14 protein-coding genes are annotated in these 15,104 nt (G+C 63.7%); 13 read left to right on the top strand and 1 reads right to left on the bottom strand.

The genetic code is table 11. The features are described from left to right. Positions 1–4: 4 nt before the first annotated feature. On the bottom strand, positions 5–145 hold the full coding sequence (rpmH, locus tag ACX9OW_RS16830) for a 50S ribosomal protein L34 (protein WP_005411729.1): 141 nt from the start codon (positions 143–145) through the stop codon (positions 5–7). Between the two features lie 254 nt (positions 146–399). On the opposite strand from rpmH, the gene dnaA reads away from it, so the two are divergent. From dnaA to ACX9OW_RS16765, 13 genes are all read left to right on the top strand, one after another. Beyond that, a complete protein-coding gene (gene dnaA, locus ACX9OW_RS16825; RefSeq protein WP_065174068.1) occupies positions 400–1,731 on the top strand; it encodes a chromosomal replication initiator protein DnaA in 1,332 nt (443 codons plus the stop codon). A 275-nt stretch (positions 1,732–2,006) separates the two neighbouring features. Beyond that, a complete protein-coding gene (gene dnaN / locus ACX9OW_RS16820; RefSeq protein ID WP_005411731.1) occupies positions 2,007–3,107 on the top strand; it encodes a DNA polymerase III subunit beta in 1,101 nt (366 codons plus the stop codon). 704 nt (positions 3,108–3,811) lie between these two features. Then, the gene (gene recF, locus ACX9OW_RS16815) at positions 3,812–4,906 is read left to right on the top strand and encodes a DNA replication/repair protein RecF (RefSeq protein WP_459062591.1); all 1,095 of its coding nucleotides are present in this window, start codon (positions 3,812–3,814) and stop codon (positions 4,904–4,906) included. A gap of 112 nt (positions 4,907–5,018) precedes the next feature. Continuing rightward, a complete protein-coding gene (gene gyrB / locus ACX9OW_RS16810; RefSeq protein WP_065174070.1) occupies positions 5,019–7,478 on the top strand; it encodes a DNA topoisomerase (ATP-hydrolyzing) subunit B in 2,460 nt (819 codons plus the stop codon). A gap of 67 nt (positions 7,479–7,545) precedes the next feature. After that, positions 7,546–8,391, top strand: coding sequence for a CPBP family intramembrane glutamic endopeptidase (locus tag ACX9OW_RS16805; RefSeq protein WP_053517218.1), 846 nt, complete (start codon positions 7,546–7,548; stop codon positions 8,389–8,391). A 70-nt stretch (positions 8,392–8,461) separates the two neighbouring features. Then, complete coding sequence (locus ACX9OW_RS16800; protein WP_053517217.1) at positions 8,462–9,268, top strand: M48 family metallopeptidase; 807 nt, start codon at positions 8,462–8,464, stop codon at positions 9,266–9,268. Positions 9,269–9,400: 132 nt separating this feature from the next. Continuing rightward, complete coding sequence (locus ACX9OW_RS16795) at positions 9,401–10,594, top strand: tetratricopeptide repeat protein (protein ID WP_053517216.1); 1,194 nt, start codon at positions 9,401–9,403, stop codon at positions 10,592–10,594. Between the two features lie 143 nt (positions 10,595–10,737). Continuing rightward, complete coding sequence (locus ACX9OW_RS16790; protein WP_053517215.1) at positions 10,738–11,406, top strand: energy transducer TonB; 669 nt, start codon at positions 10,738–10,740, stop codon at positions 11,404–11,406. 92 nt (positions 11,407–11,498) lie between these two features. Further along, positions 11,499–12,260, top strand: coding sequence for a TonB-system energizer ExbB (gene exbB / locus ACX9OW_RS16785; RefSeq protein ID WP_053517213.1), 762 nt, complete (start codon positions 11,499–11,501; stop codon positions 12,258–12,260). A gap of 61 nt (positions 12,261–12,321) precedes the next feature. Further along, positions 12,322–12,747, top strand: a complete 426-nt coding sequence (locus ACX9OW_RS16780) for an ExbD/TolR family protein (protein WP_053517212.1) — start codon at positions 12,322–12,324, stop codon at positions 12,745–12,747. Between the two features lie 3 nt (positions 12,748–12,750). After that, entirely contained in the window at positions 12,751–13,164 is a 414-nt protein-coding gene (locus tag ACX9OW_RS16775; RefSeq protein ID WP_053517211.1) for an ExbD/TolR family protein, read from the top strand. 159 nt (positions 13,165–13,323) lie between these two features. Next, a complete protein-coding gene (cls, locus tag ACX9OW_RS16770) occupies positions 13,324–14,787 on the top strand; it encodes a cardiolipin synthase (protein ID WP_065182132.1) in 1,464 nt (487 codons plus the stop codon). A 40-nt stretch (positions 14,788–14,827) separates the two neighbouring features. Further along, positions 14,828–15,097 carry a hypothetical protein gene (locus tag ACX9OW_RS16765; protein ID WP_053517208.1) on the top strand — a complete coding sequence of 90 codons (270 nt, stop codon included), beginning with the start codon at positions 14,828–14,830 and terminating at the stop codon, positions 15,095–15,097. The last annotated feature ends 7 nt before the right edge of the window (positions 15,098–15,104 follow it).

Below are 15,104 nucleotides of genomic sequence, written 5' to 3'. Positions count from 1 at the left end.
GCAATCAGGCGCTCAGGACTTTGCGGCCCTTGGCGCGGCGACGCGACAGGATCTTGCGGCCGTCAGCGGTCTTCATACGGGCACGGAAGCCGTGGTCGCGCTTACGCTTGAGGTTGCTGGGCTGGTAGGTGCGCTTGGTGGCCATTGGGGCCTCTCGTATGAATGGGACGGAAAGAACCGGAAATTCTAGAGAGGTACCCCACCCCGCGTCAAGCCCTGGGGACTACGCGAATTCACCGGCCTGTGCAATAGCTGTGGATGTTTTTGTGAATAAGTAGGGGACAAGCATTCCGAAGGCGGGCGCTCGGTGGTAGTCTGAGCCATCCATTTCCCCCCTTTCCGGCCTGTGTTTGGGCGCCTTGTCGCGCCCCCACCCCGGCCATCGGACGATTATTGCTGATGGATGCCTGGTCCCGTAGTCTCGAGCGCCTCGAAGCGGAGTTTCCGCCTGAAGACGTTCACACCTGGTTGAAGCCGCTGCAGGCCGATCTGCGCGTGGACAGCCTGGTGCTGTATGCACCGAATGCCTTCATCGTCGACCAGGTGCGCGAGCTGTACCTGCCGCGCATCCGCGAGCTGCTGGCGCATTTCGCTGGTTTCAGCGACGTTTTTCTTGAAATCGGCTCCCGTCCGCGCCCGGTAGAGGCGCAGACCGCGCCGGTTTCCACGCATTCGGCGCACGCAGCCAGCGAACCCCAGGTGCCGTTCGCCGGCAATCTGGACAGCCATTACACCTTCGCCAACTTCGTCGAAGGCCGCAGCAACCAGCTCGGCCTCGCCGCTGCGTTCCAGGCAGCGCAGAAACCGGGCGATCGCGCACACAATCCGCTGCTGCTGTACGGAGGCACCGGACTGGGCAAGACCCACCTGATGTTCGCCGCCGGCAACGCCATGCGCCAGGCCAATCCGGGTGCGAAGGTGCTGTACCTGCGCTCGGAACAGTTCTTCAGCGCGATGATCCGGGCCTTGCAGGAAAAGACCATGGATCAGTTCAAGCGCCAGTTCCAGCAGGTCGACGCGCTGCTGATCGACGACATCCAGTTCTTCGCCGGCAAGGATCGCACCCAGGAAGAGTTCTTCCACACCTTCAACGCCCTGTTCGACGGCAAGCAGCAGATCATCCTGACCTGTGACCGGTACCCGCGTGAGGTCGAAGGGCTGGAAGCGCGCCTCAAGTCGCGGCTTGCCTGGGGACTGTCGGTCGCAATCGAACCGCCTGACTTCGAGACCCGTGCGGCGATCGTGCTGGCCAAGGCGCGCGAACGCGGTGCGGAGATTCCCGATGATGTTGCGTTCCTGATCGCCAAGAAGATGCGCTCCAATGTGCGCGACCTCGAGGGCGCGCTGAATACCCTGACCGCCCGCGCCAACTTCACCGGCCGTGCGATCACCACCGAGTTCGCGCAGGAAACCCTGCGTGACCTGCTGCGCGCCCAGCAGCAGGCGATCAGCATTCCCAACATCCAGAAAACCGTTGCCGACTACTACGGACTGCAGATCAAGGATCTGCTGTCCAAGCGCCGCACCCGATCGCTGGCCCGTCCGCGCCAGGTCGCCATGGCCCTGACCAAGGAGTTGACCGAGCACAGCCTGCCCGAGATCGGCGACGCATTCGCCGGTCGCGATCACACCACGGTGCTGCATGCCTGCCGTCAGATCCGGACGTTGATGGAAACCGACGGCAAGCTCCGCGAGGACTGGGACAAGCTGATCCGGAAGCTGAGCGAATGATGCACGGACGCCGATGAGGCGTCATCGCACAAAACGGTGCAGAATCCGGTAGCAAGCGCGGGATGAGCTGTGGATAAAAAAGGCGCCTGACAACGCGTGGAATTTATCCACAGCTTTCCCCACCCTCTGGGGGGCGGTAATACAGAGGGTTTCGAGGCCAGAAATCCTTTTTATTACAAAGACTTAACGTTGTTTTCCAGCGATTCTGTCTCTACCAGCACCACCAAGCTTTTGATTTATTCCACATTTTTTAAAGCATAGGGGCACGGAACCACATGCGTTTCACACTGCAGCGCGAAGCCTTTCTCAAGCCGTTGGCACAGGTCGTCAACGTGGTCGAACGCCGCCAGACCCTTCCGGTTCTGGCCAATTTCCTGGTCCAGGTGCAGAACGGCCAGCTTTCGCTGACCGGTACCGACCTGGAAGTGGAGATGGTGTCGCGGATCGCGGTTGAAGATGCCCAGGACGGCGAAACCACCATTCCGGCGCGCAAGCTGTTCGAGATCATCCGCGCCCTGCCCGATGGCAGCCGGATCACCGTCTCGCAGACCGGTGACAAGATCACCGTGCAGGCGGGTCGCAGCCGCTTCACCCTGGCAACGCTGCCGTCCAACGACTTCCCGTCGGTAGACGAGGTGGAAGCCACCGAGCGCGTGGCGATCGGCGAAGCGACCCTGAAGGAGCTGATTGAACGCACTGCGTTCGCGATGGCCCAGCAGGACGTGCGCTACTACCTCAACGGCCTGCTGTTCGACCTGCGTGGCGATGCACTGCGTACGGTGGCCACCGACGGACACCGCCTCGCCCTGTGTGAAACGGATCTGGCCAAGCCCAGCGGCTCCAAGCGACAGATCATCGTGCCGCGCAAGGGCGTGACCGAGCTGCAGCGGCTGCTGGAGAGCGGCGACCGCGAGATCGAACTGGAGGTAGGCCGCAGCCACGTGCGCGTGAAGCGGGACGATGTCACGTTCACCTCGAAGCTGATTGACGGTCGTTTCCCGGACTATGAAGCCGTGATTCCGATTGGTGCCGACCGCGAGGTAAAGGTCGACCGTGAGGCACTGCGCGCCTCGCTGCAGCGTGCGGCCATCCTGTCCAACGAGAAGTACCGCGGCATCCGCGTGGAAGTTTCGCCGGGCAACCTGAAGATCAGCGCGCATAACCCGGAACAGGAAGAAGCGCAGGAAGAGATCGAAGCCGATACCACCGTCAGCGATCTGGCCATCGGCTTCAATGTGAATTACCTGCTGGACGCCCTGTCCGCATTGCGCGACGAAGAGGTCATCATCCAGCTGCGCGACTCCAATTCGTCCGCGCTGGTGCGTGAGTCCAGCAGTGAGAAGTCCCGCCATGTGGTGATGCCGCTCCGTCTCTGACGGTTGCGCTGTTCCACGTGGAACCAGAAGACGCCCGGGACGTTCCGGGCGTTTTTTTTGGGGGTTCCACGTGGAGCATCCCGTTTCTTCATCGTGCTGCAAGGGGCCAGTCCCCGGTGTGACAGATCCCTATAGCTGTTCTGCCTGCCTGGATCCGCGGAGTTGCTCCTCTTGCTGACGCGACTATCCACAGACGTCGTTGCAGGCGCTGTGTGCCCTTCCTAGCTTCTAAATCTGGGTATAAATCTAAAGCCTGGTGGTGATGGTAGCGCCAGATTTCGTGGAAAACAGGGTCATCTCGTTGATTTTATTGGTTTTTAATGTGCTGAAACCCCCTGCATATCGGCGCCTGGGGCTGGGGGGGAACCTGTGGATAGATTTCAGGCAGGGCCAAAGCGGCTTTTTTATCCACAGATTGCCCATACCTTGTGTATAAGTAATACCGGGCCGCTGTGCATAGCGTGAAACCGCTGGCTTGAAATTCTTGAAATCTGTGGAACCGCCACGGGTGTTGGTGCGCAGATTTCAAGGAAATGCGGCAGGTTTTTTGCGGGCCGTCGTCCGTAAGCCGGTCAGGACACGTTCGCAACCGCGCCATGGTCTGCAGGGCGATAGCCTGACGCCAACGGCGGACTTGACCGATGCAGTAAGCTGATGGATTCCCTGCCCCTCTACCGCTTCGTGCGGATGGTCCTTCGCACCCCATGCAGATCCGTCGCCTCGTCCTGCACCAGCTGCGCCGCTTCGACGTGGTGGATCTGTCGCCACAACCGGGATTGAATCTGCTGACGGGCGACAATGGGGCCGGCAAGACCAGTGTGCTGGAGGCGTTGCATCTGATGGCTTACGGGCGCAGCTTCCGTGGTCGGGTGCGCGACGGCCTGGTGCGCCAGGGCCAGGATGCGCTGGACATCTTTGTGGAATGGGACGAACAGCGCGGCCAGTCATCGCCGCACCGCCGCAAGGCCGGTCTCCGCCATAGCGGACAGGACTGGAAGGGGCGTCTGGATGGTGAAGATGTCAACCAGCTTGGCAATCTATGTGCTGCACTGGCGGTGGTGACGTTCGAGCCGGGCAGCCATGCTCTGGTCAGCGGTGGTGGTGAGCCCCGTCGCCGTTTCCTCGATTGGGGATTGTTCCACGTGGAACCGGATTTTCTGTCCCTGTGGCGCCGCTACTCACGGGCGCTCAAGCAGCGCAATGCCCTGCTCAAACAGGGAGGGCCAGCAAGGATGCTCGATACGTGGGATCACGAACTGGCAGAGGCCGGCGAACCGTTGACCAGCCGACGTCAGCGTTATCTGGAGCGGCTGCAGGAGCGCACCATCGCGCTGGCGGCCAGTCTTGCCCCCCAGCTGGGTATCCAGGCGCTGGACCTGAGTCCGGGATGGCGCCGCCACGAACTGCCGCTGGCCGATGCACTGCTGTTGGCACGCGAGCGGGACCGGCAGGCGGGCTATACATCCGTTGGGCCCCATCGGGCGGACTGGAGCGTGGACTTCAGCCATATTCCAGGGCGGGACGCGCTGTCGCGCGGCCAGGCCAAACTTACGGCCTTGGCGTGTCTGCTGGCCCAGGCCGAAGACTATGCGGAACAGCGCGGGGAATGGCCGGTCATTGCTCTGGACGATCTGGCCTCCGAACTGGATCGCACCCACCAGGCGCGGGTGCTGGAGCGCCTGCTTGCCGGCCCGGCGCAGATCTTCGTCACGGCAACCGAAACGCCGGCCGCGCTGCAGGCGCTGACCGACATTACCCGGTTCCACGTGGAACATGGACAGATCGAGGCTGTGCCATAGTGGGTACAACAGGGCCGCTCGACCCTGGCTGGTATAATTCGGGTTGCAATCCTTTCATTCTCGGCGCACCGCTTCCTGTGGTGCCCGACCTGCGGAGCCTACGGCAAGCGCAATGAGCGACGAACAGAACACCCCGGTAAACAATGGCAACTACGACGCCAACAGCATCACCGCCCTGGAAGGCCTGGAGGCTGTCCGCAAGCGTCCCGGTATGTACATCGGCGACGTCCATGACGGTACCGGCCTGCACCACATGGTGTTCGAGGTGGTCGACAACTCCATCGATGAGGCGCTGGCCGGTCATGCTGACCATGTCGCGGTGACGATCCACGCCGACGGTTCGGTGTCGGTCTCCGACAACGGTCGTGGTATTCCGGTCGGCAAGCATGAGCAGATGAGCGCCAAGCTGGGCCGCGAAGTCTCGGCAGCCGAAGTGGTGATGACGGTCCTGCACGCCGGTGGCAAGTTCGACGACAACAGCTACAAGGTTTCCGGCGGCCTGCATGGTGTGGGTGTCAGCGTGGTCAATGCGCTGTCGCAGAAGCTGCTGGTGGACGTATTCCAGGGCGGCTTCCATTACCAGCAGGAATTCAGCAACGGCGCTGCCGTCAGCCCGCTGGCCAAGCTGGAAAGCACCACCAAGCGCGGCACGACCGTGCGCTTCTGGCCGTCGACCGTCGCGTTCCATGACAACGTCGAATTCCACTACGACATCCTGGCCCGTCGCCTGCGTGAACTGTCGTTCCTGAACTCCGGCGTCAAGATCGTGCTGGCGGACGAACGCGGCGATGGCCGGCGCGACGACTTCCACTATGAAGGCGGCATCCGCAGTTTCGTCGAGCATCTGGCCCAGCTGAAGACGCCGCTGCATCCGAACGTCATCGCGGTCAGCGGCGAATCCAACGGCATCACCGTGGAAGTGGCGCTGCAGTGGACCGATTCCTACCAGGAAACGATGTACTGCTTCACCAACAATATTCCGCAGAAGGACGGCGGCACCCATCTGGCCGGTTTCCGCGGTGCGTTGACCCGTGTGCTCAACAACTACATCGAGCAGAACGGCATCGCCAAGCAGGCAAAGATCAACCTGACCGGCGATGACATGCGAGAGGGCATGATCGCGGTGCTGTCGGTGAAGGTGCCCGATCCCAGCTTCTCCAGCCAGACCAAGGAAAAGCTGGTCAGCTCGGACGTGCGTCCGGCCGTGGAAAGTGCCTTCGGCCAGCGTCTGGAAGAATTCCTGCAGGAGAATCCGAACGAAGCGAAGGCGATTGCCGGCAAGATCGTCGATGCCGCGCGCGCGCGCGAAGCGGCCCGCAAGGCTCGTGACCTGACGCGCCGCAAGGGCGCGTTGGATATCGCCGGCCTGCCGGGCAAGCTGGCCGACTGCCAGGAGAAGGATCCGGCGCTGTCCGAGCTGTTCATCGTCGAGGGTGACTCGGCAGGTGGTTCGGCCAAGCAGGGTCGCAACCGCAAGAACCAGGCGGTGCTGCCGCTGCGCGGCAAGATCCTCAACGTGGAACGTGCGCGCTTCGACCGCATGCTGTCGTCCGACCAGGTCGGCACGCTGATCACCGCGCTCGGTACCGGCATCGGCCGTGATGAGTACAACCCGGACAAGCTGCGCTACCACAAGATCATCATCATGACCGACGCCGACGTCGACGGCGCCCATATCCGCACGCTGCTGCTGACGTTCTTCTACCGTCAGATGCCGGAGCTGATCGAGCGCGGCTACGTCTACATCGGCCTGCCGCCGCTGTACAAGATCAAGCAGGGCAAGCAGGAGCTGTACCTGAAGGATGATCCGGCGCTGGACAGCTATCTGGCCAGCAGCGCGGTGGAGAACGCGTCGCTGGTGCCGGCCGCCGGCGAGCCCGGCATCGAAGGCGTCGCCCTGGAGAAGTTGCTGCTGGCCTACGCGTCCGCGCAGGACGCGATCGAACGCAATGCGCATCGCTATGATCGCAACCTGCTCGAAGCGCTGGTCGACTTCATGCCGCTGGAACTGGACACCCTGCGCAATGCCGGCCAAGGCGAAGGCCTGGACGCGCTGGCCAGGCGCCTGAACCAGGGCAGCCTGGGCAGCCCGCGTTTCAGCCTGGAACTGCAGGAGGCCAATGAACAGCGCCCCGCGGCCGTGCTGGTGACCCGACGTCACATGGGCGAAGAGCACATCCAGGTGCTGCCGCTTTCGGCCCTGGAAACCGGCGAACTGCGCGCGATCCACCAGGCAGCCAAGCTGCTGCATGGCCTGGTACGCGAGGGGGCGACCATCACCCGCGGTGCCAAGTCGATCGAGGTCGATTCGTTCGTGAAGGCGCAGAACTGGTTGCTGGATGAAGCCAAGCGCGGTCGCCAGATCCAGCGCTTCAAGGGCCTGGGTGAAATGAATCCGGAACAGCTGTGGGATACCACCGTGAATCCGGATACCCGCCGCCTGCTGCAGGTACGCATCGAAGACGCCGTGGCCGCCGATCAGATCTTCAGCACCCTGATGGGCGATGTCGTCGAGCCGCGTCGCGACTTCATCGAAGACAACGCACTGAAGGTCGCCAACCTGGATATCTGACACAATCGGGACGTGGCCGGTGCGCGGGGAGGCGCGCCGGCCCTTGCCCCTTGATCGCAGGTATCTGATGTCCGCTTCCGCTCCGGTTTCCGCACCGCCGCCGGTTCCGCCGGCGACCGCCGCCCCCCGCGCCGCTTCGCCGCTGGCGGGATTCTTCATCGATCTGGGCATCGCCGCCGTCACCCTGTTCGGCCTGAGCCTGATCAGTGGCCTGTTCTGGGGCCTGTACCGCGGGATGATGGTCGGCTACGCAAACGCGAAGGCCAACGGCGCCGCACCTGATCCCGGCACCCTGACCGAAGCACTGGGCCAGCCGGGTGCCCTGGCGCAGATCCTGATGGCGCTGTTCGCTACCGGCGGCGCCGCCCTGCTGCTGTATTTCTGGCGACGACCGGCCAATGCGGCCGAACGCCAGGCATCGCGTGACGCGCTGCGCCGCCCCTCCACCTGGGGCTGGACGCTGCTGGTGGCCACGTTGATCGTAGTGGGCAGCAACGGCATCGCCTTCCTGTCCCGGCAGTTCGGCATCGAACCGGTGCCGACCAACGTGGAACTGATGCAGAACGCGGTCGCGCGCTTTCCGCTGTTCCTGATGCTGTTCGCGGTGGTGCTGGCGCCGGCCTACGAGGAACTGCTGTTCCGGCGCGTCCTGTTCGGGCGCTTGTGGCAGGCCGGTCGCCCCTGGCTGGGCATGATACTGAGCAGCCTTGCCTTCGCCCTGATCCATGAAATTCCCGGCACCAGCGCCAACGGCCCGGCCGAGATCGCCCAGCTCTGGCTGGTCTACGGCGGCATGGGCGCTGCATTCTGCTGGCTGTACCGCCGTACCGGAACGCTGTGGGCGGCCATCGCCGCACATGCCCTGAACAATGCCGTGGCACTGGTGGCGCTGGTGTTCTTCGGCGCGACGTAACGGCTGTCCGCTTGACGAAAGATTAAGCAGCGACGATACACACTGCGCTCATGAACACGGGGGTGGACCCATGAAACAACTGCTGCTGGCCCTTGTCATCACCACCCTGGTCAGCGCCTGCGCGACCACCACATCGCCGACCGGACGGCGGCAGATGATCGGTGGCGTCTCGCAGGCACAGCTTGACCAGCTCGGCGCGCAGGCGTTCGCCGAGACGAAGCAGAAGGAAAAGATCAGCACGGACGGCCGGCAGAACGGCTACGTGCAGTGCGTGGTCAACGCGCTGGTCGCCCAGCTGCCTCCACAATACCGTGGCGTACGCTGGGAAACCGCCGTGTTCGTCGACAAGGAACCCAACGCTTTCGCCCTGCCTGGCGGCAAGGTGGGCGTGAACACCGGCATCTTCACCGTAGCCAGGAACCAGGACCAGCTGGCGGCCGTCATCGGCCACGAGATCGGCCATGTCATCGCCCGTCACCACGAGGAGCGCATCACCCGGCAGATGGGCGCGCAGACCGGCCTGGCGGTACTCGGCGCACTGGCCGGCGCTGCCTATGGCGAAGGCGCGGCCAGCACGGTCAACCAGCTTGGCGGCATGGGGGCACAGACGGCGTTCCTGCTGCCGGGCTCGCGGACCCAGGAAAGCGAGGCGGACGTGATCGGCCAGCGGCTGATGGCACAGGCCGGTTTCAACCCGGCGCAGGCGGTGGACCTGTGGCAGAACATGATGGCCGCCAGCGGCGGACGCAGCCCGCAATGGCTGTCCACCCACCCCGATCCGGCCAACCGGATCCAGGAGCTGCGACGTGATTCCCCTGCCCTGATGCCGGTCTACCAGCAGGCGCAGGCGGCCGGACTGCGACCAAAGTGCGGATGAGTGCGCAGTTTCATGCTGTATTGCAGCACATAAAACGATTTCTCACGCCATCTGTTTCTGATACGTTTGGCGGCTCAGATTTTTCTGACAGTCCGACTTTGCCGCTATCCGGCGGTTCGATCGAGGTGAACGATGATTTTCCGTAAACACAAAGCTGTGCTTTCCGTCCTCGTCGCGACCGCCCTGACCGGCGCCGTGGTCACCGATGCGCTCGCGCAGTCCTCGCGTTCCTCCGACCGTGGCAACCGCGGCGGCAGCAGCAAGCAGGCCAAGGCCGAACCGCTGTACCCCAATGCGACCCGCCAGGAGCCGGCGGCCAAGTCCTCGGCCAAGATGGGTGGCAAGCTGCAGAAACTGGTAGACAGCTACAACAAGGAAAAGTTCCCGGAGACCCGCACCCAGGCCGACGCGATCCTGGCTGACAGCGCCGCGAACGAGTACGACAAGTCGCTGGCCGCGCAGCTGGCTTCGCAGGCCGCCTACCAGACCGACGACGTCGCCGCCGCCATCGCCTACCTGAAGCAGGTGCTGCAGTTCAACGGCCTGGACAACAACGGCCACTTCCAGTCGATGCTGATGCTGGGCCAGCTGCAGCTGCAGGAAGACCAGACCGCCGAAGGCCTGGCAACCCTGGACAAGTACTTCGCCGAGAGCAAGTCGACCAAGCCGGACGAGCTGATCGCCAAGGGCCAGGCGCTGTACCAGCTGGAGCGCTACCAGGAAGCGATCCCGGTGCTGAAGCAGGCCATCGCCGGCTCCACCGAGCCGAAGGACAGCTGGAACCAGCTGCTGATGGCCGCCCTGTCCGAGGCCGGCCAGACCGGTGAAGCCGTGCAGGCCGCCGAGGCCTTGGCGGCGAAGAACCCGAACGACAAGAAGGCGCAGCTGAATCTGGCCAACATGTACATGCAGGCCGACCAGATGCCCAAGGCCGCCGCGGTGATGGACAAGCTGCGCAGCAGCGGCCAGCTCACCGAAGAGCGCGAGTACAAGCAGCTGTACTCGATCTATGCCAACACCGAGAACAAGGAAAAGGACGTCATCGCGGTCATCAACGAAGGGTTGCAGAAGGGCATCCTGAAGCCGGATTACCAGGTCTACCTGGCGCTGGCCCAGTCCTACTACTACTCCGACCAGGTGCCGCAGGCGATCGATGCGTGGCAGAAGGCCGCCCCGCTGTCCAAGGACGGTGAGACCTACCTGAACCTGGCACGCGTCCTGCATGCCGAAGGTCGCGTCCCCGAGGCCAAGCAGGCCGCCCAGCAGGCGCTGGCGAAGGGCGTGAAGAACCAGGCTGATGCCAAGAAAATCATCAACCTGAAGTAAGTAGGAATAACGCCTGAACGCCTGCTCAGTTGATGCGCAGGCGCTCAGGATTGGTATAAGCTTGGAGGTTCCTGCGGTGTCATGCACCGCTGATCAGGGATTCCGCCCCCGGCATCCCGGCCCCACTATTGAGCTCTTGGCGCATGACGGAACAACTAGTCGTTCACCGGTACGAACAACCCGATGACAAGGGGCTGAGCTGGCCTCGCATCGTCGGCATCGCGTTTGTAATCGCCCTGCATCTGGCCGCCTTCATGATGCTTCTGATCCCTGCCGTGGCTCCCAAGGCCGCTGCGGAGAAGGAACGCAATGTGATGGTGACCATCGTCGACGCACCGCCGCCGCCGCCCCCGCCGCCGCCGCCGCCGCCGCCGACAGATACTCCGCCGCCGCCGGTGAAGAATCTGTCGCCGCCGAAGCCGTCGCCGGTCCCGCCGCCGCCGCAGGCGCCGGTCGTGGACGTGCCGGAACCGCGTCCGAACGATATCGTCACTCCGCCGACCCCGCCGTCGCCGCCAAGCCCGCCGGCGTCGATCGAGGCCAGCGTGGACATCTCGTCCAAGGCGATGAATCCCCCGCGTTATCCGCCGGCAGCATTCCGCGCAGGTATCCAGGGTGAAGTGATCCTGATCATTGATGTCGATGCCAGCGGCAACGTCACCAATGTCACGGTGGAAAAGTCCAGCCGTAACCGCGACCTGGACCGTGCTGCGATGGAAGCAGCACGCAAGTGGCGCTTCAACGCCGCTGAATCTGGCGGTAAGAAGACGGCAGGTCGCGTTCGCGTCCCGGTCAACTTTGCGCTGAACTGATGCGTTCGGGTGGCTTCGGGCCACCCCCGCTCCAGTTCGATTGTTTAGCTTAGCTACACCCTTTATCACCACACACAACAAAGGTAAGCGTCATGCTGCAGGAAATTTTCATCGCCGCTGCTGCCGGGGGCAATCCGTCCAACGCCCTGTCGCAGATGGGCTTCGAGCACCTGATCCACGAAATGACCACCAAGCCGGGTGATTTCGCTGTTTCCTGGGTCGTGCTGCTGACCCTGGTGATCATGTCGGCCATGTCCTGGTACTGGACCGTCATCAACATCTTCCGCGCCACCCGCCTGAAGAGCGCTGCCGATCGCGTCGTCAGCCTGTTCTGGGACACCCCGAACGCGCAGGACGCCATCCGTGCGATGGAAGAGCAGCCGGCTTCGGAGCCGTTCTCGAAGATCGCCCTGGACGCTGCCCAGGCAGCTGCCCATCACCAGCGCGCTGAAGGCGGCGGTACCGGTGGCCTGGGTGAGAACCTGAGCCGTTCGGAATTCGTCGACCGCGCCCTGCGTCAGGCCGTCACCCGCGAAAGCAACAAGCTGCAGTCGGGCATGACCCTGCTGGCCACCGTCGGCGCGACCGCTCCGTTCGTCGGTCTGCTGGGTACCGTGTGGGGCATCTACGGCGCGCTGATCAAGATCGGTGCCACCGGCTCCGCTTCGATCGACGCCGTTGCCGGCCCGGTGGGTGAAGCGCTGATCATGACCGCGATCGGTCTGTTCGTCGCGATCCCGGCCGTGTTCGCCTTCAACTTCTTCAGCAAGATCAACAGCGCGACCATCAGCAAGTTCGATACCTTCGCGCACGACCTGCACGACTTCTTCGCCACCGGTTCGCGCGTCCGCTGATTGCGGCGCGCTTCCACCCGCGACGAAGCAAGTAGTCATCAAGATCTAGACGGAGCCCGTTATGGCTTTCAGTAGTGGTAACAGCGGCGGCCCCATGGCCGACATCAACGTTACGCCCCTCGTGGACGTGATGCTGGTGCTGCTGATCATCTTCATCATCACGGCGCCCCTGATGTCCCACAAGGTCAAGGTGGATCTGCCGGAAGCCAACCTGATCCAGAATCCGGATGACGCCGAAAAGCGCTCCGGTCCGATCACCCTGGCAGTCAAGGAAGACGGCTCGATCTACTGGAACGACGAAGAAATCACCAAGCAGACGCTCGAGTCGCGCTTGGCGACCGCCGCCCAGCAGACCCCGCAGCCGCCGCTGAACCTGCGTGGTGACCGCACCACCAAGATGCGCGTCATCAACGACCTGACCAAGGTCGCGCAGGAGCAGGGCATGCTGGACGTCGGCTTCGTCGCGACCAAAGAAAAGGGGCAATAAGCCATGGCATTCAGTAGTGGTGGTGGCAAGGGCCCCATGGCCGACATCAACGTCACGCCCCTCGTGGACGTGATGCTGGTGCTGCTGATCATCTTCATCGTGACCGCGCCGATCATGACCTACCCGATCGCCGTGGACCTGCCGCAGCGCGTGCTCAACCCACCGCCGCAGCTGGTCGAACCGCCGCCGCCGATCGAACTGAAGATCGACGCCAGCAACCAGGTCTCGTGGAACAACAGCCCGATCAGCACCAGCGAGCTGCAGCAGCGGATGGAACAGGAGGTCCAGCGTGACCCGACCAACCAGCCGGAACTGCGGATCGATGCAAGCCCGGATTCCGAGTACGACGTGATGGCCAAGGTTCTGGCTGCCGCGAAGAATGCTCAGATGAAGAAGATCGGCTTCGTACAGCAGTAAACGCAATACCGCAACACAACAGTCATGACGCGACTGCAGACGCCCCTGGAGACAGGGGCGTCTTTTTTGTGCCTGCGAAGCCCGACGGGGTCAGATCCCTTTCCCTGCGGAAAAGGGATCTGACCCCCTCTGACTTCACGCGCCCGCTATGATCGGCGCATGCTCGCCCTCTTCGACTCCCTCCGCCACTGGCTTGATGGCATTGCCCACCTGGGTTCGATCCTGGCCGTGGCCTACCTGCTGTACCTGCTCGCGCTGGCGGGCTGGATCATGCTGCAGAAGCGCGAACCGGTAGCCACGCTGAGCTGGATCCTGTCGCTGGCCCTGCTGCCCTACCTCGGCCTTTTCATCTATTACCTGCTCGGTCCGCAGAAGGTGAAGCGGCAGCGCCTGCGTCGTGGCCGCGCGCGATCGGGGATGGAGCATTACAGCGACGTCTGCCCGCCCGATGCCGATTGCACCGAGCTGGCCAAGATCGCCCAGGCCACCACCGGACTGGCGCCGAGCAGTGCCACCGAAGTGACCTGGCTGGTCGATGGCGCGGCGACCTATGCCGCGCTGCTGGAAGCGGTGGCGCAGGCGCGTGACCACGTGCATCTGGAGTACTACATCTTCAATCCCGACCATGCCGGAACCGCACTGCGTGATGCCCTGGTCGAACGTGCCCGCGCCGGCGTGCAGGTGCGGCTGCTGCTCGATGCAGTGGGCTCGTCCGCGGTGCCGCGACGCTTCCTGCAGCCGCTGCTCGACGCCGGCGGTGAAGCGGTCTGGTTCCATCCCCGCCAGCTGCTGAAGCCCTTCAAGCGACCGTGGCTGAACCTGCGCACCCACCGCAAGCTGGTGATCGTCGATGGCCGCCTCGCCTTCACCGGCGGCATCAACATCACCGATGACGAGGATGAGAGCCGCAACGCCAACGCCTATCGCGACCTGCACATGCGCATCCGCGGTCACGTGGTCCGCAGCCTGCAACTGGTGTTTGCCGAGGACTGGCTCTACGCCAGCGGTCAGGACCACTCGCATTTCGACATCGCGCGGATGTGGCCGGCGGACATGCCGCTCCGCGGCGAAGGCTCGATCAACGCACAGGTGCTGGTGTCCGGCCCGGACTCGGGCTGGGAGACCATCCACCGGCTCCACGTGGCGGCCATCCAGGAAGCGCAGGAGCGCGTGTGGCTGGTCACGCCCTACTTCGTGCCGGGCGAAGCCGCGCGGATGGCGCTGACCTCGGCCGCGCTGGGGGGACTGGACGTGCGCCTGCTGGTGCCGAAGATGAGCGATTCCTGGTTCGTGACCCAGGCCGCACGGTCCTACTTCGACGAGCTGCTGCACGCCGGGGTGAAGATCTACGAGTACGGCCCCCGCATGCTGCACACCAAGGCCTTCATCGCCGACGACGACGTCTGCATCGTCGGCAGTGCCAACTTCGACCATCGCAGCTTCCGCCTGAACTTCGAACTGTCGATGATGATCAGCGACCGCGAGCGGGTGGCCGCCCTGGCGGGCCTGCTGGAGGCCGAGTTCGAGCGCGCTACCCGCGTGCACGACCAGGCCGCGGCCCGCTCGCTGTGGCTGCAACGCCTGCCCGAGGCCTTCGCGCGCCTGGCCTCGCCGCTGCTGTAAGGCGGCGCTACACTGCGGCGATCATCCGGGGAGCCTGACTATGTACTGGTTGTACCTGCTGCCGGCGCTGGGCTGTTTCGCCTTCGCGCTGAAAACCCCAAGCCCGGGGCTGATGGCGCTGGCGCTGCTGGCGGCCCTCGCCTTCCTGCTGGCCTGGGTGCGTGGCCGCTACGTGGCCCGGTTCGGTGATCTGCAGAGTGATCCCTCAACCCTGATCGATGCCGACGAGCTGCGCCGCCTGCGTGAGCAGGCCGAGGCCCGTGGCGCGGATCAACGCGACGAACACGATCCGTCCCCTCTTTCCAAGTAGTACCGTT

It is taken from the genome of Stenotrophomonas genospecies 5, assembly GCF_054473825.1.
The sequence above is the reverse complement of the archived record's forward strand: the minus strand, read 5'-3'. Positions and strand labels throughout refer to the sequence as shown.